Raw genomic sequence first — 25,835 nt, forward strand, 5'->3', positions numbered from 1 at the left:
TTTTTTGCGTTTTCAGTTTTTTTTATAGTTATAAACATAGATTTATAATTAAAAAAGGGGGAAAAATCTATGAAAAAGAGAAACCAAAAGATAGCTATATTAGCGTTAAGTACAATGCTTTTAAGTAATTCTTTTACGTATGTTAAAGCAGCTGAGGTTTTAAAAACAAATTTAGCTTTAGGGGATGGAGTAGTTGCAACATCTTCTGATAATGAAGCAGGTACTTTAGCTGCTGATAAAGCTATTGATGGAATTGTAGATTATCAAAAGGCAAATGGACAATCAAGATGGGCTAGTAATACAACATCACCAACACAAGATAACAAAAAATGGTTACAAGTAGACTTAGGGGAAGTAAAGACATTCAATGAAGTTGCTATTGAATGGGAAAGAAAGAATGCAACGAATTATATAATAGAACTTAGTGATAATGGTGAGGAGTGGAGAACTGTTAAGGAGTTTACAGCTACACCAAGTGATTATAGACAAGTTATTTCATTTGATGAAGCACAAAGTGCTCGTTATGTACGTTTATCTATTGCAAGTTATAATGCTCAATCGGCAGTAAGGAATACTGATGGTAGTGAGAAAACTATAACTTGGAATACAGTATCTGTTTTTGAATTAGAAGTAAATCAATATAAGAATATAGAAAATATTGCTCGTACAGGGACTGCAACAGCTAATGCATTTGAAGGAGGCGCATTAACTGCAAACAAGGTTAATGATGGTAATAAAGAAACAAGATGGGCAAGTGAAGTAAGAAGTGCAACAGCATCTAATCCTCATTGGGTTCAAATTGAATTGCCAGAGCCTAAAACAGTAGCTAGCTTTGCTATAGATTGGGAAAGAGATAATGTAATAAATTATGAAATTCAAGCTTCACAAGACGGAAGAGAATGGGAAACAGTTTGGTCAAGAAGTTCAAGAACTGAAGAAGTTAGAGAAAAGGGAAATTTTGCAGAACCAAAAACAGCTAAATATTTTAGAGTTAAAATAAATGATTTTAGTCAAACTGGTACAAATTCTTCAGGAACTACTAATACATGGAATACTGTCTCTATTTATGAGTTTGAATTGTTTGGTGAAAAGTTAGCCATGCCTGAACATACACTTGAATCAGTTACAAGTGGAATAGCAGTTACACCGATAAATAAGGGTGACACTCATATGGCTATGCCGGAAGTTCCGGAAGGATATGAAATAGAATTTGTTGGTGCTGATTATGAACAAATAATAGGGGCTGATAGAACAATACATCAACCTTTAATTGATACTGTAGTTGAAGTTAACTTTACTGTAAAGAAAGGTGACAAAAGTAAAACAACAGCACCAATAAGAGTTACAGTACCAGGAAAATATCAAGCAAATGTAGGAAATGAAAAACCAAAAGTTATTCCAGAACTAGCTGAATGGTATGGAACAGAAGGAGACTTTACAATTACAGATTCAACTAAAATTATAGTTGATAGTGCTTATACAGAACAGTTAAATGAAACAGCTAAAAAGTTCGCAGCAGATTATAAAGATATAGTAGGAAAAGACATAGTTATAGAGCAAGGAAGTGAAGCTGGTAATAATAATTTCTTCCTTACATTAGCAACCGATGATACTGGACTTTGTAATGAAGGTAACATAATAACAGTAGATAATTCTATTAAGATTGAAGCTAAGGCCGCACAAGGTGCTTACTATGCAACTCGTTCAATACTACAAATTTTAAAGCAAACTGAGACAACAATTCCACAAGGTATTGTTAGAGACTATCCAAAGTATAAGGTTAGAGGGTTTGTTCTAGATGTTGCGAGAAAATCTTATGAACTAGAGTCTTTGAAGGAATTAGCTGAAACAATGGCATGGTATAAGCTAAATGACCTACAAGTTCACTTAAATGATAACTATATATTCTTAGAAGAATACATTAATTCTGATAAATCTAATATGGAAGATGCTTATAATGCATATGAAGCCTTTAGATTAGAATCAGATGTTAGAAATGAACAAGGAGAAGGAATAACAGCTAAAGATTTATATTATACAAAGGATGATTTTAGAAGCTTTATTCAAGAATCAAGAGAGATAGGAGTAAATATAGTTCCAGAAATAGATACCCCTGCTCATGCTATGTCTATAACTAAAGTGTTTAAGAATTTAGCACTTGAAGGATGGAATCCTAGAATAAATAGACGTCCAACAATAGATCATTTAGATTTAGGTAATCCAGAATCATTAGAATTTGTTAAGAACTTATTTAATGAATATATGGAAGGTGAAAATCCAGTATTTGATTTAGGTACTACAGTTCATGTTGGTACTGATGAATATGAAGCAAATGCAGAGCACTATAGAGCATTTACAGATGCTATGCTTGGACATGTTCAAGATACTGGTAGAACAGTTCGTATGTGGGGAGGATTAACTTGGCTTAGAGGAGAAACTCCTGTTAGATCTAATGATGTTCAAATAAATGTTTGGTCAAGAGATTGGGCAAATCCAAAGGAAATGTTTGAAGCAGGATATGATTTAATTAATACCCTTGATTCAGATGTATATATAGTTCCAACAGCAGGATATTATGCAAACTACTTAAATGCTCAAAGATTATATAATAACTGGGAGCCAAATAGTATTGGTGGCACGTATATTCCAGCAGGTGATGACCAAATGTTAGGTGGAGCTTATGCTATATGGAATGATGCTATAGATAAGAGAGATGCTAAGGTTTCAGAGTATGATGTATTTGATCGTTTCTTTAAACCACTTCCTGCTTTAGCTGAAAAGATGTGGGGAGATGGAGAAGATAAGACTTTTAATGAATTAAATGAATTATCTGCAATTACAGGTACTGCTCCAAATACTAATCCATATTATACTGTAGATTCAGTAGGATCAGAATATATAAAATATGATTTTGAAGAAGAAACTATAGCGGATAAATCAGGAAATAGTTATGATTCAATTTCAAAAGAGAATGTTTCATTTGAAAAAGGTAAAGTAGGTAAAGCTTTAAGACTTAATGGTGGAACTAGTTATGTAGAAACACCAATTAAGAAGGTTGGATTACCAAATTCAGTTTCATTCTGGATTAAGAAGGATGCAAATGCTCCAGAAGGAGAACAAATAATATTTGAATCTAAATCATTATCACAATTTGATGATTACGCTATAAAAGCTGTAGATAAGAATGGTAAAGTAGGATTTACGAGAGAAAGACAAGATTTCTCTTTTAATTATGAATTACCAGAAAATGAGTGGGTTCATTTAACATTTGCAAGTAAAAATGAAAAAGCTATGTTATATGTAAATAATGAATTAGTTGATACTATAGGTAGTCGTCCAGCAGTAGGAACTATGTTAATACCTTTAGAAAAGATAGGAAGTGCTACAAATTCATTTAAAGGATTAATAGATGAAATAATAGTTGGAAATGGTATTTTACCAGAAGATGAAACAGTTATAGATTCTAGTAACTTTACAGTAACTACAGATAATGAAAATGCATTAGCAGGTGGAGGAATTGAAGGGCCGATAAGATTAGCATTTGATAATAATCCAGATACATGGTGGCATACAAACTATAGTCCACATCAAGCTTTACCAGCAACAGTTGAAGTTGATATGAAGGAAGTAAAAAATATTAATAAGATTACTTACATGCCAAGGCAAGATGGTAATGCAAATGGAAGAATTACAGATTGTGATATTTATGTAAAAGCTAGCGAAAGTGATGAATATAAGCTTATTAGCAAATTCACTTGGGAAAATAATATGTCCAATAAATATGCTAAATTTGATGAAGTTGAAGCTAGATATATTAAGATAGTAGCAAATGCAGGAGCTGGAAACTTTGCAACTGCATCAGAATTCTTTATACATGAAGCTAAAGATACACCTGTTTTACCAGAAGTTGATAAATCGGCTTTAAATGAATATTTAGCTGGACTTGAAAATGTAGTTGAAGATAATTATACAGCAGAATCATTTGAAGTATTTAGATTAGCTAAGGAAGCAGCAGAAGCTGTAGCAGCAAGTGCAGAAGCAACTCAAGAGGATGTTAATGCAGCACTTGAAGATTTAAAAGTAGCTTTTGAATCCTTAGAAGAAAAACCATCAACACCAGATGTAGAAGTTTATAAGAAACATTTAGAAATAACTGTATCTATAGCTGAAGAAATTACAGAACAAGATCTTTCAAATGTTGTACCAGTAGTTGTTAATGAATTTAAGGCTGCATTACAAGAAGCTAAGGAATTATTAAGTGATGAAAATGCTACACAAGATCAAATAGATGCTTCCTTTAATAGATTAAGTGAAGTTATGCATATGTTATCATTTGAAAAAGGGGATAAGAAAGCATTAGAATCTTTGGTATCTAAGATTGAATCTTTAGATAAAGCAGAATATATAAGCTCAACTTGGAATAAATTAAATGTTGTGTTAGAAAAAGCTAATAACGTTTTAGCTAATGAAAATGCAATGGAAGAAGAAGTTTCTAAAACTTATGATGAGTTATTAAGAGCATTCTTAGAGCTAAGACTAAAAGCAAATAAAGATAAATTACAAGATTTAATAAATAAGGTAGAAAGCTTAGATAAAAATAAGTATACTAAGGAGTCTTGGGATAAATTAGAAGAAAAATTAGCTGCAGCTAAGGCTATTATATCAAATGAAGATGTAGAAAAAGATGAAGTTGATAGAGCAAGAGCTGAATTAGAAGTTGCTTTAGGTGAATTAGTTGCAAATGCAGATAATGAGAATAATGATAACTCAAATAATAATACAAATGGAGCTGAAAATAGTAATGGAGGTAACAACGGAACTAATAAGCCTGGAAATAATAATGGAAAAGGCGACGGAAGTTTACCTAAAACAGGAGGAACTTCAGCTGTAGCAGTAGGATTATTAGGATTAACTGCAATAGGTGGAGGTCTTATATTAAGAAGAAAAAAGAAGTAAAATAATAAATGTTGTTATTATTAGATATTACAATTTAAATTATAGAATTGTATCAAAAAAATAGAAAAATTATTAAAAAAGGCTACTCTACTCATAAAGATGAATAGAGTAGCTCTATGTTATTTTATAGCTTCAATAAAAAATTCACCATCACCATAAACAATTATAATATCTCCCTCTAATAGAGTTCCTGAATTAAATAATGCATCTTTTTGATTTTCTAAATCTGTAGAATCATATCTTTTGGAATATCTTTGAATATTATCTTTATCAATTATATAAACATAACAAGTAGAATTCTTTGATATAAATCTAAAATTATATTGTCCAGGCTCAAAATCGCCATGGTTTGAGGATACTTTATAAGTTCCTTGAGTAAAAATATTGTTTAGTGGAGCAGCAAATGCTTTTTTTGTATTCGTAGAAAATAATGTAACTACTATAATAAGAATAATAAAAAAATGTGATATTTTCATAATGTTATAGTTTCCTTAAAAAATCATCACAATTAGTTTGTGCTAGTTTAAGTTATTCTATTAAATTTTTAATAGTTTTTATGTAGATGTAATTCATTTATCCATATTTAAAGTTGGATGTATTATATATCTTCATAAAAAATCCCTCTTAAATATCATTTAGATAATATGATAATCATATAAATCTAATAAGTAGAATATTTAGGAGGAGTATTAGTGGATGAAAATAGATTCTGTGACAAATATTTAGATGAAAATTATTTTCATTATGTAATTGAGTATAGAGGGGATTTTCAAGAAAAGGTAGATAAATTAGATTATGTATGTGGAGTTGCTATTATGGATACTTTAGGAGTAGTAGCTGTACAAGAAAAAGATTTGCCAAAGTTAAGACAAGAAGTCCCAGAAATTATATTTGTTGAAGCAAGAAGTGTTTATACTTTACAAGATATAGATCCTTCTAATGTTGATAATATTAATAGTGTTAAGATAAATCCATACTTAAACTTAACTGGAAAAGGTATATTGGTAGGTATGATTGATAGTGGTATAAATTATTTAAATGAAGAGTTTATAAGAGAGGATGATACATCTAGAATAATTAGTATATGGGATCAGAATATGATTTCAGAAAAAAGTAATTTTAAATATGGATTTGTATATAATAATGAAAAAATAAATGAAGCAATTAAAGTGTATAAATCAGGGGGAGATCCATATAGTATAGTGAATACTAAGGATGAAATAGATCATGGAACTAAAATGGCAGGAATAATTGGTGCTAGAGGCTATAATGGCAAAATGCAAGGAATAGCAAAAGATTGTGATTTTTTAGTAGTGAAATTATTACAATCACCTAATTATAAAAAGCTTTTAAAAGATAACAATCTTCCTGAAGTACCGGTATATAGTAATGCAGAGGTTTTATCAGCGATTGAATTTTTGAGAGAATCGGCAAAAGAATTACAAAGACCCTTAATAATATTTATTGGAGTAGGAAGTCAAGAAGGTAGTCATGATGGATATAACATAACAGCAAGATTTATAAGTTCACTTGCAAGTAGAGAGGGAATAATTTTTGTAAGTGGAACTGGAAACTTAGGGGATGCAGAAGGGCATGCTTCAAATTTTATTAAGAATGTAGGAGAAGTAGATACTGTAGAATTAAGTGTATCTAAAAATATGAAGAGTTTAGAATTCTATGTTTGGGTTCAAAAGCCAGATGAGATGTCAATAAGTGTAATAGATCCAGCTGGAGAAGATACAGGGTTTTATAATCCTAAAATATACTCTATAGAAAGAAAGGATTTTTATTTATTAAATACTCAGCTTGAGATAAGAGGTTATAATCCTGAAAATTTTACTGGGCATCAAATCTTTATTTTAAATTTTAATAATATTAAAAATGGAGTATGGAAAATTAGATTAAGAGGAGATTATATTACTAGAGGAAGATATGATATATGGTTACCAGATAAAAAATTATTACCTGAAGGAACTAAATTTTTAAAGGTAGATCCATATACAACATTAACAATACCATCTACAGCAAGAAGTGTTGTAACGGTAGCTTATTATAATAGTAACAATAATTCTATTGTTGCATCTTCTGGAAGGGGATACAATTCAAATTATTTAATTAATCCAGATTTAGCTGTAGGTGGAATAAATATTTTAACAACATCAGGAACAGATAATAAGATAGTTGCAGTTAGTGGAAGTTCACCAGCAACAGCAATAGTAACAGGAGCGGTTTGTCTTTTAGCTCAATGGCAATTTGCGGATATTAAATACTCTGGACTTTATTCAACTAAAATAAGAAGTTTATTAATTTATAGTGCTACAAGGGAGCGAAATTATGTTTATCCAAATGAGGATTTAGGATATGGAAAATTAAATTTATTAGATGTATTTACTATATTGGGAGGGCGTTATAGAGGAAAGGAAGAATATATTGAGTATTTTGTTGGAAAGTTATTTGTAAGATATCCAATTAATTAAATATCTTGAGAATAAGAGGGGATTTAATGGAGAGTAAGATAGATAAAAATAATGAATATATTTTTAATAGCCCTAATTACGTTCATATAATGATTGAATATTTAGGGAAAGTTACTGGCGATAAAAAAAATGAAGAAGGCGTATTTATAACATTTATAAATAATGAATATGCTATTGCATCTATTAAACTTGATATTTTAAGAGCAAATAATAAACTTGATGAGAGTAATCAAGATATTAATTACATAAGAGGAATAATAACATCATATATTGATTCTAGTGAGTTTAAAGTAATATATGTACTTCCATCACAACTATATACATTACAAGAAATATCAGCTATTGAAGCGGCTCAAGTAAATCTTTTAGAAGATAACCCACAATTGAATTTAAATGGGGATGGCGTAATAATTGGAATAATTGATACAGGAATAGATTATTTAAATGAGGAGTTTATGGATAGTGATGGAAAAAGTAGAGTGCTTTATATTTGGGATCAAACAATTAATTCTGATAGTAATAATAATTATGAGGTGCCATTTGGAACGTTATATACAAATGAACAAATTAATAAAGCCATAGAAATATATAATTCAGGCGGGAATCCATATGATGTAGTTCCAAGTAAGGATAATTATGGGCATGGTACTGGAATGGCGGGGATTGTAGGGGCTACAGGTAAAAATAAGGAGATTAAGGGTATAGCACCAGAATGTAAGTTTGTTATAGTAAAATTAAGTGAAGCAAAATATACACAGGAAAGTTTAGGCGTTGATATGCCTATATTTTCATTAGTAACTATTTTTTCAGCAATAGAATATTTAAGAAAAGTTTTATTTAATGAAAAGAAACCAGTAGTTATTTTACTACCCTTAGGTACTAATAATGGTAATCATAAGGGAAATAATATATTTGATAATTTTCTAGAAAGTATATCTAGTAATGTTGGAGTTGTATTAGTTACTGGATCTGGAAACCAAGGGAATGTAGATGGACATGTGTCGGGAAGTATTAAGGATAAAAATACTATAGAAGTTATTGAAATGTTAATTGCAGAGAATCAAAAGTATATGGGTTTAGAAATGTGGGTTGATTTACCAGATATTGTTGAAGTCAATTTAATATCACCATCTGGAGAGGAAACTGGTTTTATACAGGCGGGGACACAGATAGATAAGTTAAGTAATTTCGTTTTTGAAAAAACTATAGCAAAAATAAGCTATTTTATACCAGAAGCATATACTGGAGAAGAAAAGGTAAATATATACTTTGCTAATTTAGTACCTGGAATATGGCAATTAAAACTAAGAATTAGAGAAGGAGAAATGGCAAGGTATAATGCTTGGTTATGGCAATCGGGATTAGCCCTTCCAGGAACAAGGCTTACACCAAGCAATCCATATGGAACTTTAACAGTCCCAGGAGATTCAGACTTTGTTGTTACAGTTGCTGCTTATAATCAAAATAATAATAATTTATTAAGCTATTCAGGGGTAGCATTTAGAGATGAATATATGGATAAAATAGACTTTGCGGCAGGAGGAGTTAATACTTTAACAGTTGGATTAAATAATTCTACACAAGTTATTAGTGGAACTAGTTTAGCTGCAGCTATTGGAGCTGGGGCTTGTGCTTTGCTTTTTCAATGGGGAATTGTTCAAGGAAATTATCCATACATGTATTCTCAAAGCATAAAAACCTTTCTAAGAAGAGGTGTTATTAAGAGAGGAAAAGATATTTATCCTAATCCACAGTGGGGATACGGAATAATAAATTTTTATAAAATATTTGAGAAAATGCTTTAACTTTATTAAGTAACAAAATAAGACCATTAAAAGCTGTAAGAATGTTTTTAATGGTCTTTGATTTTATTTAAAGTTAATTAATAGATTTTATACCTGTTAAGATTGATATATATGCTATCATAACAAAGAAAATATTAGCTGCTAATGCACCAAAGGTTAATGCGCAGTTAAATAAATAAACCATAGGAACATATAAAATGATTATTAAAGCTAGAGGTATTAATCACTTAGATTTTCATGATTATCATAAGGTGTATGATAATTTTCTAAGCCGTCTAAAACAGCTATATTAATTCCAGTTAAATTATTTTCTAAAAACACTGTAAAGTCAGTCTAGTTAGGTAATAATCTATAGATTTCAGGAGTTATAGAATATGAAAATGGACTAGTGCTAGATTTATATAAGTCTAATACAGCATCATTATTAGGGCTTGTCTCGAACATTACAGCAGGACCTTCAGTTCCTCTTGCTTCTATGTTTATTACATAATTAACACCATCTAAAATTTCACTTTCTTTAACAGCCTCTTTTGCACCTAAAAGACCATATTCTTCACCATCAGTAAATAAAATTTTAATTCCATTCTCCAGCTCGATATTTTGTTCTTTTATTACTCTTAATGTTTCTAAAATAGTAGCAAGGGCATAACCAGCATCGGCAGCACCTAAAGATCCGTCTATTTCAGCATAACGTTCTGTTTTGGCATGAGAACTATCGTAATGTGTAGCTAGTAAAATATAAGAATCTGATTTACCTTTGATTTCAGCATAAATATTTTCAACTGATACAAGACTATCGCTTCTTTTTTCATATAAGTCATCATATTTATATAGTTTAGATTCTATTCCTAATTCAGAAAGTTCAGATACTAAGTAGTCTCTTACCTTTTCTTTTGCGTCAATATCGAAAATTGAGTGTGGTTCTTGAGCAATATTTTTTATATGTTCCATTTGATTATTAACATTAGTTTTTGTGTTATCAGTATAATTAGGCTTAGATGGATTCAATGACTTAAATCCTATAAAGCATTATAATAACATAACAAATACTATAATCATATACTTTGTTTTCTTCTGTAAATTCATTTTTTATCCCCTTGGTATATACAATTAAATATGATTGCGTTGGGGATATAATATCATAAGCCAAATATTTTGTAAATCAAAATATATTATTAGATAATAAAAATTATTTAAATATAAGTTAGAGAATTTACATAGATTAATTAATATTATAAAAAGTAGAAATTAAAAATGTACTTTAGGTTTATTTGATATTTATGTAAGATATATATAAGAAAATTATAATAAAAAGGAGTACATAATATGAGTATGGAATTAATTATTCTAGGAACAGGATCAGCTATGGTTACAAAATGTTATAATACTTGTTTTGCTTTAAGAAATGGACAAAAATATTTCTTAGTAGATGCTGGTGGTGGAAACGGAATATTATCACAATTGGAAAAGGCTGAAATTGATTATAAAAATATTAAGGGGATGTTTGTTACTCATGGACATACAGATCATATATTAGGTGCAATATGGATAATAAGAAAGTATGCAGCATTAATGCATGAAGGAAAATTTGAGGGTGAATTTATTATTTATGGACATAATGAAGTTGTTAATATTTTAAAATCTTTAAGTAATATGATGTTAACTAAAAAGTTATTAAAATTTATAGGTAATGGAATTAATATTTGTGAAGTATGCCATGGGGATAGAGTAAATATTATAGGAATAAATATAGAGTTCTTTGATATTGAATCTACTAAAGATAAACAATTTGGATTTAAAGCAATTCTTCCAAATGAGAAGAAATTAGTTTGTCTTGGGGATGAACCCTATAATGAAGTAAATAGAGAGTATGTTGAAAATTGCAATTGGTTACTGTCAGAAGCTTTTTGTTTATATGCAGATAGAGAAATATTTAAGCCTTATGAAAAGAGTCATAGTACACCTATTGAGGCGGGAAAACTTGCAAAAGAACTTAATGTTGAAAATTTAGTATTGTATCACACAGAAGATAAGAAGCTTTTAGAACGTAAAAGACTTTATAGTGAAGAAGCAAATTCAGTTTATGATGGACAAGTATTTGTTCCATATGATTTAGAAAGAATAGAACTTAAATAATATGATAAAAATATGATTTTCTAAAAATTAGAGAATCATATTTTTTATTGTTTTGTTATATTGTTACAAAAGGTTTAACAACGGAATTACTCTCGTTTTTATCTAGTGCATCTTCAATAGCTTTATACATTTTCTCTAAGTTATAAATATATTAAGCATATCCTTCAACTGATGCAGTTCCATCAACTAATTTTTTTATATAGCCTGTATTCTCTGCAGCACTATGTAATAAAGATGTCTTTTCTCTTATATCCTAAATAATTCGCCATGAATTATGATTTTATTGGAATCGATCATCATAGATAAATTATTTATAGTAATTGAAAGATATTTAATTGCGGAATGAAGGATGTTTATTATACCCTCATCACCTAATTTATAAGCATTTAAGATTGTTTCCGTTTTTTAACATTATTCTCAAAATAAATAGGCATATTGATATTATCTAACAAGATTTTAATGTTAAAAGTTTTCCAAAAAGGATTATTAGTAATGATTTAGTTGTTAGTTTTATCAAAATGCCCAGGAAGAGCAATACCAATTGCTTTTGGTGAATAGTCTTTACATAATTCTATGAATTCATTTAATTGATTCATATAAAAATCTTCTGTTAAGGTAATATTTAAATTATTATTTTCTAATTGAATAGTTTTTTCTTTTATAATTTTACCAACGTTATCAGTTAGACAAAAAGATTTGATAGAAAAGGTGTTAATCTTACTATTAAAGAACGTAGTTTAGAAACAGATTTAGAAAATAGTGGTTTATCTTTAGATGGATATATAAATGAAAAAATAGAAACAATAGTATTACCAGAAGGATGGACTTGGGAAAATCCTGAGACTATCATTACTGAAGATATGGAAGAAATAACTGTACTATTCAGCAAAAATGGATTTGAAAAAACTGAAAAAGTATCAATTAATGCTTTAGTTAAAGGTGAGGAAACACCAGAAACACCAGAAAAGCCTGAAGGTTCAAAGCCAGAAACATCAAAACCAGAAGAATCAAAACCAGATAAGGGTAATAATGGGTTGGTTCAAACAGGAGATATAAGTTCTTTAGGTGCTACTGCTGCGATGCTTATGGCATCTGGGGCAACGATTTTAGTTACAAGAAAACGTAAAGAAAAAAATAATATATTAAAAACATAACTCCTAATAAAATTATATATAAATTTAATCTTTAAAATAATGTACTTAATATAACCAATCACTTTTGTGGTTGGTTATATTTATTATATATAAACCTGCTATTCTAAAGGCCTAACTCTTAATTTTATACCTAATTCATCACATATTTTTTGACTTGATTTAATATTATCAGTACCAATACAATCAACTACAGTAAAAACAACATTTGGTATATAATGTTTACAAGATAAAGCAAATTTCTTCATTGCTTCATAAGATTTTATTCCAAACTTATTTTTAGTTATTTCATAAAATTCTTCTGCATTTGGAGCATTAAGACTTATTGAAACTGTATCAATTAAGCCTTTTAATAAAGGGGCAACTTCCTTATTATTAATTAAATCTCCAAGACCATTAGTATTTATTCTTACTGGCATATTAGGATTTCTTTTCTTTATATATTTAGAAATTTCAATTATTGCATCTAATCTTTCAGTTGGTTCTCCAAAGCCACAGAAGATAATTTCATCATAAAGATTAATACTAATAGATTCAAATTCGTTAATTACTTCTTCAACAGTAGGTTCAGTTTCTAACCATAAACTATTGCTTTCAGTCATCTTTTTTGTTCTTCTCAAACAAAATGTACAAGCACAAGGACAACGATTAGTTAAATTTACATATATATTCTTTTTAATGCCTTTAGCTTCCATTTCTTCGATTGTTATATTTTTTAAGTTTATAAAATTACTATTATTAATAGTATATAGAATAACCATATAACCCCATCCTTTTATATTATTTTAATTCTGTTAAAAACTCTTCAAAACAAACTCCGTAGCTTCCAGGTAAATTTAGCTCAGTAGTAAATTTTAATGATTTACTAATAAAGCTTGTTGCTTTTTCTATGGCATATGCAAAATCTTCACCTTTAACAATACTTGCAGATACAATAGAGGAAAAAACATCACCGGTACCAGAACGATCATCTCCTATTTTTTCAACTTGTATAACCTTATAAGACTTATTAATTTCAAATATAAAGTTTTCTATTGCGCCTTGTCTTTGTAGACCTGTAATTACGATTTTACTAGGTCCCTGAAGAGATAACTTTTCACATAATAAATTTAATTCTTCATGTGTAGGAGTTTCATCAGGATAAGGTATATCTAATAATCTACAAAGTTCAGTAAGGTTCGGTGTTATTACATCTGCATATTTAATTAAATTTTGCATTTCTTTGCACATTTCATCTGTATAAGTAGAATAAAGCTTACCGTAATCCCCCATTACTGGGTCTATTAAAACTATATTGTTTTTTGTTTTGAATTTTTTTAAAAAATCTATAACTATTTTAATTTGCTCTTTTGAACCTAAAAAGCCAGTACATATTCCATCAAAACTTAAATCAAGTATTTCCCAATTATTTATATATTCTTTCATTTTAGGAGTATAATCTTCAAAGAAGAAATTATTAAACCCAGTATGATTGGAAAGTATTGCTGTTGGGATAAAACAACATTGGACTTTTAGTGCTGATATAATAGGTAATGAAACAGCTATTGAGCATCTACCGAAGCCGGTAATATCATTTATAAGAGCTATTTTTTTTTGACTAAATCCCATTATTATTTTCACATCCTTTAAGTATTAATTATAAAAGAAGAATTTGGGAAAAGCAATTTTGTAGGAAATGTAACGATACAATACTTAGAGAGTTTATAAGAAGATTTTATATTAATTGTAAGAGTAAATAATATAAAATCCCCTTAATTTTGTTGTTAATTATTTAAATATAGAAAAGAAGGTAAGTGAATTCCTATTATTTGATGGAGCATATCTACAAGCTACAAAGTAATCGTCTTAATAAAAAAATGTAAAGTTAAGAAAAGTATGAAAATAAAAATTTGTAGCTTTTATATAGAAGGTGAAAATCATCCTTTTACTTATTTATCTAGTAGCAATTATTCTATGCAAGAATATATGAGTAAAATTCACAATCGTATTCAAGAAATAAGGGAAATGAATTCATCATATGCACAAGTTATAGTAGAGGATGAACGTATTTTTATTGTTAGAAATGTTTATACAACTACTGATTACAAGAAGTTTGGAACTTTAGTTTTAGAGCTTAATAGAAAGAATATGTTTGCAGATATAGTTTTAGATAAGGGCCAAGCTTTGGCATTCTGTATTAATGATAAAGATAATTTAATAGCTAAAAGTAATTTTTTTGAGGATGAAAGAAAGATTAACATATTAAAAGATAGTTTAATAAACTATTCAGTTTCTGATAATAATAAGTTAATAATTAGTCAAAACAAAAATTACTATGGGTATCTTTTACAAGTAAAGCATGATGATTATCATTTAGGAATTTTATTGGCTATTGATAAGGCTATTGTAAATGCAGAAATGAATCATTTATATGGAATGATTTTTATATTACTTATAATTACAATACCTGTACTTATAATAATTGCATATTTCTTAAATAAGCAAATTACAGCACCAATCAAAAAGTTAGTACAAGCATCTCAAGAAATGGAAAATGGTAAATTGGGAGTTACTATTGATGGCGAGGAAATGCCTAATAAGGAGTTTAAATATTTACAGCATTCTTTTAATAATATGTCAAAGAGAGTTGAGTATTTATTTAATTATGCTTATGATGAAAAGCTAGCAAAGAAGGATGCAAAGATATTAGCACTTCAAGCACAGATTAATCCACATTTTTTAAATAATACATTAGAAATTATGAACTGGCAGGCCAGAATGTCAGGCGATATTACTCTTTGTAAGATGATAGAATCACTTGGAACTGTATTAGATTATCATATGGATAGAGAAGATAAGAGATTAATTTATTTATCTGAAGAATTAAGATGTGTAGATGCTTATTTTTATATAATTTCAATGCGTTTTGGGCAACGATTAATAGTTGAACGTGAAATAGATAATGAGCTATTGCAAGCTATGGTACCTCAATTAATTTTACAGCCTATTTTAGAAAATGCAGTTGTTCATGGAATAGAAACTGTAAGAACTGGTGTAATTAAATTGAAAATTTATCATGATAATAAGAAAATTTTTATAGAAGTTATTAATACTGGAAAGCCAATGACGAAAGAAGATAAAGATAGAATTGAAAAGATATTATCTGGTGACCCAGAGGTAATAAAGCCAGTACCAGGGAAACATGCATCACTAGGAATTAGAAATGTTAATGAGAGAATTAAGTTAATTTATGGTGAAAACTATGGTTTAACAATTAAACCTATAGAAGAAGGAAAAACTAGGTCATTAATATGTATACCATATGATAAGGAGAGTAAATAAGGAGCAAATTATATAAAGTTAAAGATAACAATATTAGGCAAATAATATCAATAGTATTCAATGAATGTAAACGTAATACTAGATATAATAAAACTATAGAATAAATCTTTTGTTTAGTATTAAAGATGTTTTAGGGGGAGAGAAAATGCTTAAAAGTAAAAAGGTATTAGCATTAGTAATTTCATCAACTATTTTAGCTACAATTATTACTGGATGTTCAAAGACAACAGAAGAAGAGGTTGTGGGGGAAACCGGAAAGGATAATGTTACATTAAATACAGTATCAATGTTTGGAGGAACTGATCCAAATGCGAAAGTTTATCAGGAAATTAATCAACAGTTAATGAATGATAATCCAAATATAACAATTGAAGATAATTCTCAAGCTTCAGATGAAGAGTGGAAAGCTAAAGTTGCAACTGATTTTGCTTCAGGCAATGAGCCAGATGTTATTCAATTTTTTACGGACGCAACAGCAAATTCAATTATTGCAACGGATAAGTTAATGTCTTTAGAGGATATAAAAAAAGAATATCCTGATTATGCTAAGGATACATTAGATGTTGCGTTAGAAGCAGTAACTAATACTGATGGTATTCAAAGAGCAGTTCCTACGACAGGGTATTGGGAAGGGCTTTTCTGTAATAAAGATTTATTTGAGGAGTATAACGTAGAAATTCCTACTGATTGGGACTCATTAGTTAAAGCAATTGAAATTTTTAAAGAAAATGGAATAATTCCAATAGCGTGTTCATTGAATAATGTTCCTCATTATTGGGTTGAGTTTTTAATGTTATATGCTTCAGGTGAGGATTCATACACATCTATACCAGAAAAAGCACCTAAAGATTGGGTTAAAGGTTTAGAACTTTTTAAAGAATTAAGGGAAATGGGAGCTTTTCCTGAAGATACAGATACTGTTGATGATGCTTATGTTGGGCAATTATTTAATGATAAAAAAGCAGCTATGCAACTTGATGGAAATTGGAGAATTGGTGGTATAACAGATCAAGAAAATGTTGTTGTTGTAGCATTTCCAGGTGTTGAAAATCAGAAGGCTACAGATGGAGCTATAGTTGGTGGTATATCTTCAGGATTTTATATTACAAAAAAAGCTTGGGAGGATACTGATAAAAGAGAATTAGCAGTTAAGTTTGTTGAAGCTCATACTAATAAAGAGGGAGTTACTAAGTATTGGATAGCAGGTGGAGCTGTTGGTCAAGCGGCAGTTGCAGTAGAACCAGTAGGTAATATGACACCATTAGCAGTTTCAGCTTTAGAATACAGTAGTTCAGCTAAATCTATATCATCTCCAACTGACTCAAGAATTGATCCAGAAGCATATAAATATATAATTGCAAATATAGTTAAGATTTCAACTGGTTCAGTAAGTGCTGAAGAGGTTCTTAATGAAGCATTAAAGTTAAATTCTGAAAGAGCAAACTAATAGTTAAAACAATGGTAGAGGGGTACATAAAGCTACCTCTCTATTTTTTATCTAAAATATTTAGAAAGGTGGAATAAAAAATGATATATAAGAAGAAATGGCCACTTATAATCTTCTTATTACCAAGTCTTATATTCTTGATTGTGTTCTTATATATTCCGTTTTTTAATAATATAAAAAATAGTTTATTTGATATGACTACACCGGTATTACTAGATGGACAAGGATGGAAATTTATTGGTATAGATAATTATAGGAGAATGTTAACAGACCCAGATTTGAGAATTGCTATTTGGAATTCATTAAAGATGATGTTTTTAACAATTATATTTCAAGTAGGAATTGCTTTTATATTGGCAGTTTTGGTTAGTAATATAAGAAAGATGCAACAATTTTTTAGAACAGTATATTTCTTTCCAGTAGTTATTTCAGCAACAGCCATAGGTTTAATATTTAAATTATTCTATAACTATAACGGAGGAATGTTAAATCAAATATTGGAGACTTTTGGGCAAGAACCGGTAAATTGGTTAAAGCCTACATTAGCTTTTATAATGGTAGCTATACCAACACTTTGGAGTTATGTAGGGTTTTATTTTGTAATAATATTAACTGGATTAAGTGATATACCAGATGAAATCTATGAAGTTGCATCAATTGATGGATGTAGTAAATTTAAACAAGTATTCTATATTACAATACCAATGTTTAGGGGTGTAATTTGTACTTGTGTAGTATTAGCAGTGACTGGAGCCTTAAAGGTATTTGATTTACCATGGGTATTGGTACCTAATGGTGCACCGCAAGGATTGACACATTTCTTAGGAACATACATGTATCAAAGTACATTTGGTATGAACAATTATGATTATGGATCAGCTTTAGCTGTACTGATTGTAATATTAGGTATAGTAGTTTCAAGAGTTGTAAATACTATTGTTCAACCTGATAAAGATAGATAGGAGGTAGACTAATATGAGTGAAAATACGATATTAAAAAAGAAGAGTATTATGAAATCTAAAAAGAAAATTAATATTAGTAGATATATAATATATACTATTTTAGTTGTTTGGGCTATTACTACTATCTTTCCTTTTGTATGGGTAATAATAAATTCATTTAAGCCATCATCAGAATTATTAACTTCATCTTTTAGCTTGCCTAAGGAATTTACATTAGATAATTATAAAAATGCATTTGATAACTTAAATATATTAAGAGCTTATGGAATGAGTTTTTTTATATCGGGGAGTGTGACTATAGGAGTAATAATATTAGCATCAATGATGTCATTTGCATTAACAAGGTATAATTTTAAGGGAAAATGGGTTTTGGATGCTATACTTATAGCTAGTTTAATGTTTCCAGTATTTTCAACAATAATTCCTGTATATCAAATGATGATTAAATGGGAGTTGCTAAATACACCAATAGCTGTTATTTTACCTCAAATTGCAAGTAATTTAAGCTTTGCAACTATTGTAATGATGGGATTTATGAGGGCAATACCATTAGAGATTGAGGAATCAGCATATATTGAAGGAGCAAATGTATTTACTGTATTTACTAGAATTATTGTACCAATAAGCAAACCTGCAATATCAACTGTAGCGATTTTTAGTTTTTTATGGTCATATAATGATTTGTTTGTTCAAACTACTATGATAGGACGAAGAGTAAATTATCCAGTTTGTGCTTTGTTAAACGAAATTAGTTCTAAATATGGAACTGATTATGGATTAATGGCAGCCTCAGTAGCAATTATTTTAGTGCCTGTATTTATTATTTATCTATTGCTTCAAAAGAATATTATCAAAGGATTGACAGCTGGAGCGGTAAAGGGATAAAATTTTTTTAAGGGTACTTATGGGAATTATAAGGGGATGAAAAGGTATGTATAAAATAGTAATAATTGATGATGAACCAATTATTGTTGAAGGATTAGCCAGAACTATGCCTTGGGATAACTGGAAATGCCTTGTAGCTGGAGTAGCTTATGATGGTGTTGAAGGTCAAAAGCTTATAAGAAATGTTAGACCAAATTTAATAATAACAGATATTTCTATGCCAGGTATGAATGGATTAGCTATGATTGCTGGATTGAAAGCTGAGTTTCCGGATATGGAGATTTCAATTTTAACAGGATTTCGTGAGTTTGAATATGCTCAAAAGGCAATTAAGTTAGGAGTAACAAGATTAATATTAAAGCCATCAACATTAACAGAAATTGAAGAAGCAGTTAAAACAATGGTTTTAAATTTAAAAAATAAAAATATACGTACTGAATCAGAAGAAACAGAGTTAAATAGTGCAAATAGTTTTATTGTAAAAAATGCATTAAAATATATACAAGAAAATTATACAAGAAAGATAACATTATCTGAAGTTGCAGAGAAAACCTATGTTAGTCAATGGTATTTAAGCAAGCTTTTAAATAAGCATACAGGAAAAAGCTTCTCTGATATTCTTAATCAAATAAGAATTAATGTTGCAAAGGATTTATTAAAGAATCCATCAATGAGAATTGGTAATATTGCAGAAGAGGTAGGATTTATTGATATAGGACATTTTCAAGAGTATTTAAAAAATTTGAGGGGTGTTCTGCGAATGAGTATAGAAATAAACTAAGTTCTTAATAGTAGTATAAAGAAAAAGAAGGTGAGATTAATGGAAGTTAATAAAGGTATTTGTCCTATTTGTGGAAAACCTAATAATTGTGGATATGAGAATGGTTTATCACATGAAGGATGCTGGTGTGAAAAGATTGAGGTTCCTAAAGAGTTAAGAGAACAGATACCAGAAAATTTAAGAGGAAAAGCTTGTATTTGTAAAAACTGTATAATTGAATATAAAGAAAAACAAAAATAAAATGAGTTAAATTCTATTGACAAAGAAAAAAAGAAGCATATAATAAAATATAAATATAATAATTAAAGCTTTGAAGAGAAAGAGTAGAATTAATAGAGTTTTACAGAGAGGTCCCGGTTGGTGAAAGGGGCAAAACAAGTTAATTTGAATACGTCTCTGAGCAGCACTCCGAAAGATAACAACTAGTAGGCAGATGTCGTATCGCACACGTTATAGTGCTAGGGTATAACCAAGAAATTTTTTTGGCGTACCTGAAGAGGTTGTTATTGTGAAATAATGATAAATTTAGGTGGTAACACGTGAGTATATAGCTTTCGTCCTATTAATATAGGATGAGGGCTTTTTTGTATTTAAAAATAAATTAAAAGTAAAGTTGCGCAGTTTATATATATTAAATTTTTTGATAATTAAGGTGCACGTTAATTATCAAAAGATTATTAAAATGAGTGAGGAGAAATTAAAAATGATAAATATAGATGAACAAATAAAAATAATTTCAAAGGGTGTAGATGAAATAATAGGGTTAGATGAATTAAAGGAAAAGTTAGCTAAGAAAAAACCACTAACTGTAAAGTTAGGATTAGACCCAAGTGCTCCAGATATTCATTTAGGGCATACTGTAGTTTTAAGGAAGTTAAGACAGCTTCAAGATTTAGGACATAATATTGTAATAATAATAGGTGATTTTACCGGAAAAATAGGTGATCCAACTGGAAAGTCTCAAGCTAGGAAAGCATTAACAACAGAGCAGGTTTTAGAAAATTCCAAGACTTACGAAGAGCAGATTTTCAAGGTTTTAGATAAAGAAAAAACAGATGTTAAATTTAATAGTGAATGGCTTTCTAAAATGAATTTTGAGGATGTAATTAGATTAGGATCTAAAATGACAGTAGCAAGAATGCTTGAAAGAGAAGACTTTAAAAAAAGATATGAAAATCAAATGCCAATAAGTATTCATGAATTTTTCTATCCATTAATGCAAGGCTTTGATTCTGTAGAGTTAAAAGCTGATATTGAACTTGGAGGCACTGATCAAAGATTTAATTTACTTATGGGAAGAATGCTTCAGAAAGAGTTTGGACAGGAACCTCAATGTACAATAATGATGCCTTTATTAGAGGGATTAGATGGTATTAATAAGATGAGCAAAAGTTTAGGAAACTACGTAGGAATAGATGAAGAAGCAAATGTAATGTTTGAAAAAATAATGACTATTCTTGATAATTTAATAATTAAATACTTTGAATTAGTTACGGATGTTCATCCAGATGATGTAGAAGAAATTAAAAAGTCTTTAAAAGAAGGGGTTAATCCTAGAGATATAAAAATACAGTTAGCAAGAGAGGTTGTTGAATTATATCATGGTAAAGATGCAGTAAAGGGTGCGGAAGAAAGATTTAGATTAGTATTTCAAAAGAATGAAATACCAAATGATATAAAAACTGTTGAAGTAAAGAAAGAGGAATTTAACTTATCAGAAATAATAGTTAAGAATGGGTTAGTAAAAAGTAAAAACGAGTTCAGAAGGTTAGTGGAGCAAGGCGGTGTTAAGGCCAATGCAGAAAAATTGAATAATATTGAACAGTTAATAATAACAGATGAAATAGTAATTCAGATAGGAAAGAAAAAATTTATTAAAGTAATTATAAAATAATAAGGGGAAAATTTCTTTTATAGTAAAGAGTTTGAGTGTTAAGATAAGAAAATATGTAGTAAAAAAAACATCTACTTGGATTTAATTCCAATAGATGTTTTTTGGGTTTAAAAATATAGAGTTTATTGTGCGAATGAACAATAAAAAGCGTTAAAACAACAATATAAATTTAATAATTAATATATTATCATTAAATCATCAAGTAAACGTTAACTGAAGAAAAATAAATACTAAGTTTTAATTGGATTTTAAGAGATTAGGAGGATGATAATAAGCCTACATTTGGAAGAGCAATAGTTGCTGCAGGAAGCTTTGGAGATGTAATATTATCTATGGGAACATCACCATTAAGTGCAGCAGTAATGGTTCATGCAGGAGCTGTAGTAATTGATCATTTACCACATGGAAACTTCTTCTTAGTAACAGCTGATTCAGTTCAGATGAATATAAAGGATCGTATGAAGTTAATTCCATATGAATCAATAGTAGGGGGATCAATGGCAATTGTAGTAACTATAATATATGGATTTATAATTAAGTAATGTATTATTAAGAAACTATAGTGTAATAAGTAAAAATAGCTTGGATGTAAATATAAAATTAAAGTGTTAAGTAATGTTAAAAATATGAAGTGGATGGAGAGAGTAAAATGAAGAAGGATTTTGTTATAGTATTAGCACCAGACTCTTTTAAGGAAAGTATGAGCGCGAAAGAAGCTTGTATAGCTATGGAGAGAGGAATAAAAAAGGTAAATCAAGATATTAAATGTGTACATGTTCCTATGGCAGATGGTGGAGAAGGAACTATGCAATCATTAGTAGATGCTACAAATGGAAAGATTTATTCTTTAGAAGTTGTAGGACCATTAGGGAATAAGGTTCAAGCAGAATATGGAATTTTAGGAGATAGAGAAGTAGGTATTTTAGAGATGGCTAGTGCAAGTGGGATACACCTAGTTTCATTAGATAAAAGAAATCCTTTAATAACTACTACTTATGGGACTGGTGAACTTATTAAGGCTTGTTTAGATAAGGGTGTAAAGAAGTTATTAATAGGTATTGGTGGAAGTGCAACTAATGATGGTGGAGCAGGAGTTATACAGGCTCTTGGAGGAAAATTATTAGATAAAGACGGAAATGAATTAGGATTTGGCGGAGGAGAATTAGGAAAACTACATAATATAGATTTAACTAATTTTGACCCTAGATTAAAGGATGTTGTTGTAGAGGTAGCATGTGATGTTAACAATCCACTTTGTGGAGAAAAGGGTGCGTCAAATGTATTTGGTCCACAAAAGGGAGCAACACCAGATATGGTTTCTTTATTAGATAATAATTTAAAACATTATGCAAATATAATTAAAGAGCAAATTGGAATGGATGTTCTAGAAGTACCAGGAGCAGGTGCAGCTGGAGGATTAGGTGCAGGGCTAATGGCGTTTTTAAACGGAACTTTAAAAAAAGGTATTGAAATAGTAATAGAATATTCTGGATTAGAAGAGAAGGTTAAAGAGGCAGATATGGTTTGGACAGGTGAAGGAAGTATAGATTTCCAAACTCAATATGGTAAAACACCATTAGGAGTTGCGACTATTGCTAAAAAGTATGATAAACCAGTTATAGCATTTGCAGGAAGAGTTGGAGATAATATAGATGTTTTATATGAAAAAGGTATAGATTCTATATTCGGAATTATGAAAGGTGTTACTTCTATTGAAGAAGCTTTAGAAAAAGGGAAAGAAAATATAGAAAAAACATCTGAAAATGTAATAAGACTTATGAAATTAATATAATAAACAAATGGGCTATATCAAAATTAATTTTAAATAATAAAATTTTGACATAGCCTAATTATTTGAATTTATAAATGTAATAAGGTACAGAAACCAGTAATTACTGCAACTCAAATGTTAGAATCTATGGGGAGTAATCCAAGACCAACTAGAGCGGAAGTTTCGGATGTAGCAAATGCAGTTATTGATGGTACAAATGCAGTAATGCTTAGTGGAGAAACAGCTAGTGGAAAATATCCAGTAGAAGCTGTTTCTATTATGAGAAGAATAGTTAAGAAAGCAGAAGAGGTTATTAGTGCTTAATAAATTAATTTAATTTTAAAGGATGTAGATAATATGAAACTATCAAAAGCTATAGCCCCAAAAATTGTTTTAGAAATGATGAATGTAATACCATATAATATAAATGTTGTGGATGAAAATGGAATAATAATAGGCAGCGGAGATAATGAAAGAATTGGAAATATCCATGAAGGTGCCAAAAAGGCAATTGATAGTAAGCATATAATTGAAGTTTATGAAGATAATGAAAAAATGAAACCAGGAGTTAATGGAGTTAAAAGAAAGCTCTATAATAAATAAAATAAGTATTGGTTCTAAAGAGGATATTATAGCTAATTCAGTAGAAAAAGCAGAATTGGCATTGCAATTTGGTGTTAAGATAAAGCCGTCTACTCAAATATATTCATATGATGAATTTGAATTATTTATAAATTTATCTCATGAAAATAAAGATAAATTTATTTCATTAATTTTAAATCTTGATAAGGCCGGACATAGTTTAGAACTTATTGAAACTATGCAAACATATATAGAGGAAAATGGTGATATTACTAAGATTGCAAATAAATTAAAAATACATAGAAATACTTTAAATTATAGACTAGAGAGAATTAAACAATTAACTGGAAAGAACCCCAAAAATATATTAGAGCTATTTGAATTAATAAGTGGATTAATATGGAGATAATTATATAACACCAGCTAGTGAAGGTGCTATATTAAGAGAAGAAGTAGTAATTATAGCTACTTCTTCTTTTGATTAATTGGCAATATTATATTTTAATTTAGTGATAAGATTAGAAAGTCTAATCTTAGTTTTATTTTTTAGTTAAAGTCTAATGATTTAAGTTCTTTTTTAAGTTTTTCTTTATGTTCTTTTCTATTAGCAGCTCTGTACTTAGTGGGTGTTAATTCAAACTTACTTTTAAATACAGATGAAAATACTTCAGGATTTTTATATCCACAAGAATTTGCTATATCTTCAATTGAATAATCCGTTAATGTGAGTAATTCAACTGCTTTAGTTATTTTAAAATTAGATAAATATTCTTTAGGGGAAATCCCTAATATATTATTAAACAAAATATATAAATAACTTCTACTTACAGATAAATGTTTAGCAATATCATTGACCATAATTCCATTAGAGTAGTTATTTTTTATAAAGTTGATTGCTTGTCTTACATATATATTTTTGGTAGTTAATTCTTTACTTATGCACTTATTTGAAACATTACTATCTTTAATTAATAATGAAAAGAACTGATATAACAGTCCTTGAAGATAAAATTCCTCTTTAAGGTTTGATTTATTATGATTTAACATTTTAAATACTAGGTCTTTTATTTCATCAGAATTATCATTTTGAAAGATTAAGTCGTTATGATTTAACCCAATTTCATAAAGGTATTCAGGAGCCATTGGGCCTGAAAAACCTATCCATACATATGTCCAAGGATCATTAGCATCTGCTTGATAAAATGTTTTAATATTAGGTTCAATTAAAAATCCATAATTTTTTTCAAGATTATATTTTTTATCACCAACATGATAATATCCTTTTCCTGATAAAACGTAATGAATTATATAGTTTGCTCTTACAGCAGGTCCAAAGCTATGTAATTTTCCACATTTAGCATGACCGCAAAAGCAAAGATAAAAATCTTTAAAAGTTCTATTTGATAATTGTAGTACAAAACAATCTTCCATAATATTTCCTTTCTATATGTTATATAAAATATATAAAACCTACATTATATATTTTGAATAAGTTGTTTTTAATTATATCAAATAATAAGAAATAGTATATTAATTTTAGAAAATAGTAAACATTTGCTATGATTTATTCAACAAAACAGCCTACTATATATATTTAATTCTCCTATAATAAAATTGAAAAAGAGCTATAAATGATAATTAGCTTGTAAAGGAATTAGGAGGGGAA

At 28.9% G+C, this 25,835-nt stretch carries 20 protein-coding genes, 2 pseudogenes and 1 other annotated feature; of the genes and pseudogenes, 17 read left to right on the top strand and 5 right to left on the bottom strand.

All coding sequences use genetic code 11. The features are described 5' to 3' along the window. Positions 1–69: 69 nt before the first annotated feature. Positions 70–4,956 (top strand): discoidin domain-containing protein, encoded by a 4,887-nt coding sequence (locus HCG76_RS09755; RefSeq protein WP_221700148.1) that lies wholly within the window; start codon positions 70–72, stop codon positions 4,954–4,956. 119 nt (positions 4,957–5,075) lie between these two features. Here HCG76_RS09755 and HCG76_RS09760 read toward each other — a convergent pair whose 3' ends face one another. Next, positions 5,076–5,432 (bottom strand): hypothetical protein, encoded by a 357-nt coding sequence (locus HCG76_RS09760; RefSeq protein WP_221700149.1) that lies wholly within the window; start codon positions 5,430–5,432, stop codon positions 5,076–5,078. Between the two features lie 216 nt (positions 5,433–5,648). Here HCG76_RS09760 and HCG76_RS09765 point away from each other — a divergent pair, with 216 nt between their 5' ends. Then, a complete protein-coding gene (locus HCG76_RS09765) occupies positions 5,649–7,433 on the top strand; it encodes a S8 family peptidase (protein ID WP_221700150.1) in 1,785 nt (594 codons plus the stop codon). Positions 7,434–7,459: 26 nt separating this feature from the next. Then, positions 7,460–9,238: a S8 family peptidase gene (locus tag HCG76_RS09770; protein WP_221700151.1), complete on the top strand. Its 1,779-nt coding sequence runs from the start codon at positions 7,460–7,462 to the stop codon at positions 9,236–9,238. Positions 9,239–9,457: 219 nt separating this feature from the next. Here the strand turns inward: HCG76_RS09770 and HCG76_RS09775 are convergent. Beyond that, a pseudogene (locus HCG76_RS09775) lies at positions 9,458–10,189 on the bottom strand (M20/M25/M40 family metallo-hydrolase). A 375-nt stretch (positions 10,190–10,564) separates the two neighbouring features. Between HCG76_RS09775 and HCG76_RS09780 the strand changes: the two are divergent. Together HCG76_RS09780 and HCG76_RS09785 are read left to right on the top strand one after the other, a co-directional pair. Next, positions 10,565–11,374 (top strand): MBL fold metallo-hydrolase, encoded by an 810-nt coding sequence (locus tag HCG76_RS09780; protein WP_221700152.1) that lies wholly within the window; start codon positions 10,565–10,567, stop codon positions 11,372–11,374. Positions 11,375–12,234: 860 nt separating this feature from the next. Further along, complete coding sequence (locus HCG76_RS09785) at positions 12,235–12,528, top strand: LPXTG cell wall anchor domain-containing protein (protein WP_221700153.1); 294 nt, start codon at positions 12,235–12,237, stop codon at positions 12,526–12,528. Between the two features lie 98 nt (positions 12,529–12,626). Here the strand turns inward: HCG76_RS09785 and HCG76_RS09790 are convergent, their stop codons facing one another. Continuing rightward, positions 12,627–13,286: a TIGR04100 family radical SAM protein gene (locus HCG76_RS09790; RefSeq protein WP_221700154.1), complete on the bottom strand. Its 660-nt coding sequence runs from the start codon at positions 13,284–13,286 to the stop codon at positions 12,627–12,629. Positions 13,287–13,305: 19 nt separating this feature from the next. Further along, positions 13,306–14,133, bottom strand: coding sequence for a pyridoxamine kinase (locus HCG76_RS09795; RefSeq protein ID WP_195989771.1), 828 nt, complete (start codon positions 14,131–14,133; stop codon positions 13,306–13,308). A gap of 267 nt (positions 14,134–14,400) precedes the next feature. Here HCG76_RS09795 and HCG76_RS09800 point away from each other — a divergent pair, with 267 nt between their 5' ends. The 12 genes and pseudogenes from HCG76_RS09800 to HCG76_RS09855 all read left to right on the top strand — a co-directional run bounded on the left by HCG76_RS09800 (position 14,401) and on the right by HCG76_RS09855 (position 24,578). After that, positions 14,401–15,846, top strand: coding sequence for a sensor histidine kinase (locus HCG76_RS09800; protein ID WP_221700155.1), 1,446 nt, complete (start codon positions 14,401–14,403; stop codon positions 15,844–15,846). Between the two features lie 145 nt (positions 15,847–15,991). Beyond that, positions 15,992–17,293, top strand: a complete 1,302-nt coding sequence (locus HCG76_RS09805) for an ABC transporter substrate-binding protein (RefSeq protein ID WP_221700156.1) — start codon at positions 15,992–15,994, stop codon at positions 17,291–17,293. Between the two features lie 80 nt (positions 17,294–17,373). After that, positions 17,374–18,255, top strand: coding sequence for a carbohydrate ABC transporter permease (locus HCG76_RS09810; protein ID WP_221700157.1), 882 nt, complete (start codon positions 17,374–17,376; stop codon positions 18,253–18,255). A gap of 13 nt (positions 18,256–18,268) precedes the next feature. After that, positions 18,269–19,141 carry a carbohydrate ABC transporter permease gene (locus HCG76_RS09815; RefSeq protein WP_260458086.1) on the top strand — a complete coding sequence of 291 codons (873 nt, stop codon included), beginning with the start codon at positions 18,269–18,271 and terminating at the stop codon, positions 19,139–19,141. 46 nt (positions 19,142–19,187) lie between these two features. After that, complete coding sequence (locus tag HCG76_RS09820; RefSeq protein WP_311776391.1) at positions 19,188–19,922, top strand: response regulator transcription factor; 735 nt, start codon at positions 19,188–19,190, stop codon at positions 19,920–19,922. A gap of 39 nt (positions 19,923–19,961) precedes the next feature. Beyond that, positions 19,962–20,162, top strand: coding sequence for a cysteine-rich CWC family protein (locus HCG76_RS09825; RefSeq protein WP_195989764.1), 201 nt, complete (start codon positions 19,962–19,964; stop codon positions 20,160–20,162). 61 nt (positions 20,163–20,223) lie between these two features. Continuing rightward, positions 20,224–20,487: a binding site (T-box leader), on the top strand. A gap of 138 nt (positions 20,488–20,625) precedes the next feature. Then, positions 20,626–21,816, top strand: a complete 1,191-nt coding sequence (gene tyrS / locus HCG76_RS09830; protein ID WP_221700158.1) for a tyrosine--tRNA ligase — start codon at positions 20,626–20,628, stop codon at positions 21,814–21,816. A gap of 332 nt (positions 21,817–22,148) precedes the next feature. Beyond that, positions 22,149–22,358 carry a hypothetical protein gene (locus tag HCG76_RS09835; RefSeq protein ID WP_260458087.1) on the top strand — a complete coding sequence of 70 codons (210 nt, stop codon included), beginning with the start codon at positions 22,149–22,151 and terminating at the stop codon, positions 22,356–22,358. A gap of 107 nt (positions 22,359–22,465) precedes the next feature. Continuing rightward, entirely contained in the window at positions 22,466–23,608 is a 1,143-nt protein-coding gene (locus tag HCG76_RS09840; protein WP_221700159.1) for a glycerate kinase family protein, read from the top strand. Between the two features lie 66 nt (positions 23,609–23,674). Beyond that, a pseudogene (locus HCG76_RS09845) lies at positions 23,675–23,893 on the top strand (pyruvate kinase); the annotation flags it as partial. A gap of 51 nt (positions 23,894–23,944) precedes the next feature. Then, the gene (locus HCG76_RS09850) at positions 23,945–24,190 is read left to right on the top strand and encodes a sugar diacid recognition domain-containing protein (protein ID WP_221700160.1); all 246 of its coding nucleotides are present in this window, start codon (positions 23,945–23,947) and stop codon (positions 24,188–24,190) included. Further along, positions 24,159–24,578, top strand: a complete 420-nt coding sequence (locus HCG76_RS09855) for a PucR family transcriptional regulator (RefSeq protein WP_221700161.1) — start codon at positions 24,159–24,161, stop codon at positions 24,576–24,578. The genes HCG76_RS09850 and HCG76_RS09855 overlap by 32 nt, the downstream gene beginning before the upstream one ends. Before the next feature lie 137 nt (positions 24,579–24,715). On the opposite strand, the gene HCG76_RS09860 is transcribed toward HCG76_RS09855, so the two are convergent. Further along, positions 24,716–25,600, bottom strand: coding sequence for an AraC family transcriptional regulator (locus tag HCG76_RS09860; RefSeq protein WP_221700162.1), 885 nt, complete (start codon positions 25,598–25,600; stop codon positions 24,716–24,718). Positions 25,601–25,835: the final 235 nt, after the last annotated feature.

This window comes from Clostridium sp. K13 (assembly GCF_019734195.1).
In the GTDB taxonomy this organism is placed as follows: Bacteria; Bacillota; Clostridia; order Clostridiales; family Clostridiaceae; genus Clostridium.

Excerpts from the sequence above, each read along its gene's own strand:
- HCG76_RS09755 (WP_221700148.1), top strand. The coding sequence starts at position 70 with ATGAAAAAGAGAAACCAAAAGATAGCTATATTAGCGTTAAGTACAATG.
- HCG76_RS09760 (WP_221700149.1), bottom strand. The coding sequence starts at position 5,432 with ATGAAAATATCACATTTTTTTATTATTCTTATTATAGTAGTTACATTA.
- HCG76_RS09770 (WP_221700151.1), top strand. The coding sequence starts at position 7,460 with ATGGAGAGTAAGATAGATAAAAATAATGAATATATTTTTAATAGCCCT.
- HCG76_RS09780 (WP_221700152.1), top strand. The coding sequence starts at position 10,565 with ATGAGTATGGAATTAATTATTCTAGGAACAGGATCAGCTATGGTTACA.
- HCG76_RS09785 (WP_221700153.1), top strand. The coding sequence starts at position 12,235 with ATGGAAGAAATAACTGTACTATTCAGCAAAAATGGATTTGAAAAAACT.
- HCG76_RS09790 (WP_221700154.1), bottom strand. The coding sequence starts at position 13,286 with ATGGTTATTCTATATACTATTAATAATAGTAATTTTATAAACTTAAAA.
- HCG76_RS09795 (WP_195989771.1), bottom strand. The coding sequence starts at position 14,133 with ATGGGATTTAGTCAAAAAAAAATAGCTCTTATAAATGATATTACCGGC.
- HCG76_RS09800 (WP_221700155.1), top strand. The coding sequence starts at position 14,401 with ATGAAAATAAAAATTTGTAGCTTTTATATAGAAGGTGAAAATCATCCT.
- HCG76_RS09805 (WP_221700156.1), top strand. The coding sequence starts at position 15,992 with ATGCTTAAAAGTAAAAAGGTATTAGCATTAGTAATTTCATCAACTATT.
- HCG76_RS09810 (WP_221700157.1), top strand. The coding sequence starts at position 17,374 with ATGATATATAAGAAGAAATGGCCACTTATAATCTTCTTATTACCAAGT.
- HCG76_RS09815 (WP_260458086.1), top strand. The coding sequence starts at position 18,269 with ATGAGTGAAAATACGATATTAAAAAAGAAGAGTATTATGAAATCTAAA.
- HCG76_RS09820 (WP_311776391.1), top strand. The coding sequence starts at position 19,188 with ATGTATAAAATAGTAATAATTGATGATGAACCAATTATTGTTGAAGGA.
- HCG76_RS09825 (WP_195989764.1), top strand. The coding sequence starts at position 19,962 with ATGGAAGTTAATAAAGGTATTTGTCCTATTTGTGGAAAACCTAATAAT.
- tyrS (WP_221700158.1), top strand. The coding sequence starts at position 20,626 with ATGATAAATATAGATGAACAAATAAAAATAATTTCAAAGGGTGTAGAT.
- HCG76_RS09835 (WP_260458087.1), top strand. The coding sequence starts at position 22,149 with ATGGGAACATCACCATTAAGTGCAGCAGTAATGGTTCATGCAGGAGCT.
- HCG76_RS09840 (WP_221700159.1), top strand. The coding sequence starts at position 22,466 with ATGAAGAAGGATTTTGTTATAGTATTAGCACCAGACTCTTTTAAGGAA.
- HCG76_RS09850 (WP_221700160.1), top strand. The coding sequence starts at position 23,945 with ATGAAACTATCAAAAGCTATAGCCCCAAAAATTGTTTTAGAAATGATG.
- HCG76_RS09855 (WP_221700161.1), top strand. The coding sequence starts at position 24,159 with ATGGAGTTAAAAGAAAGCTCTATAATAAATAAAATAAGTATTGGTTCT.
- HCG76_RS09860 (WP_221700162.1), bottom strand. The coding sequence starts at position 25,600 with ATGGAAGATTGTTTTGTACTACAATTATCAAATAGAACTTTTAAAGAT.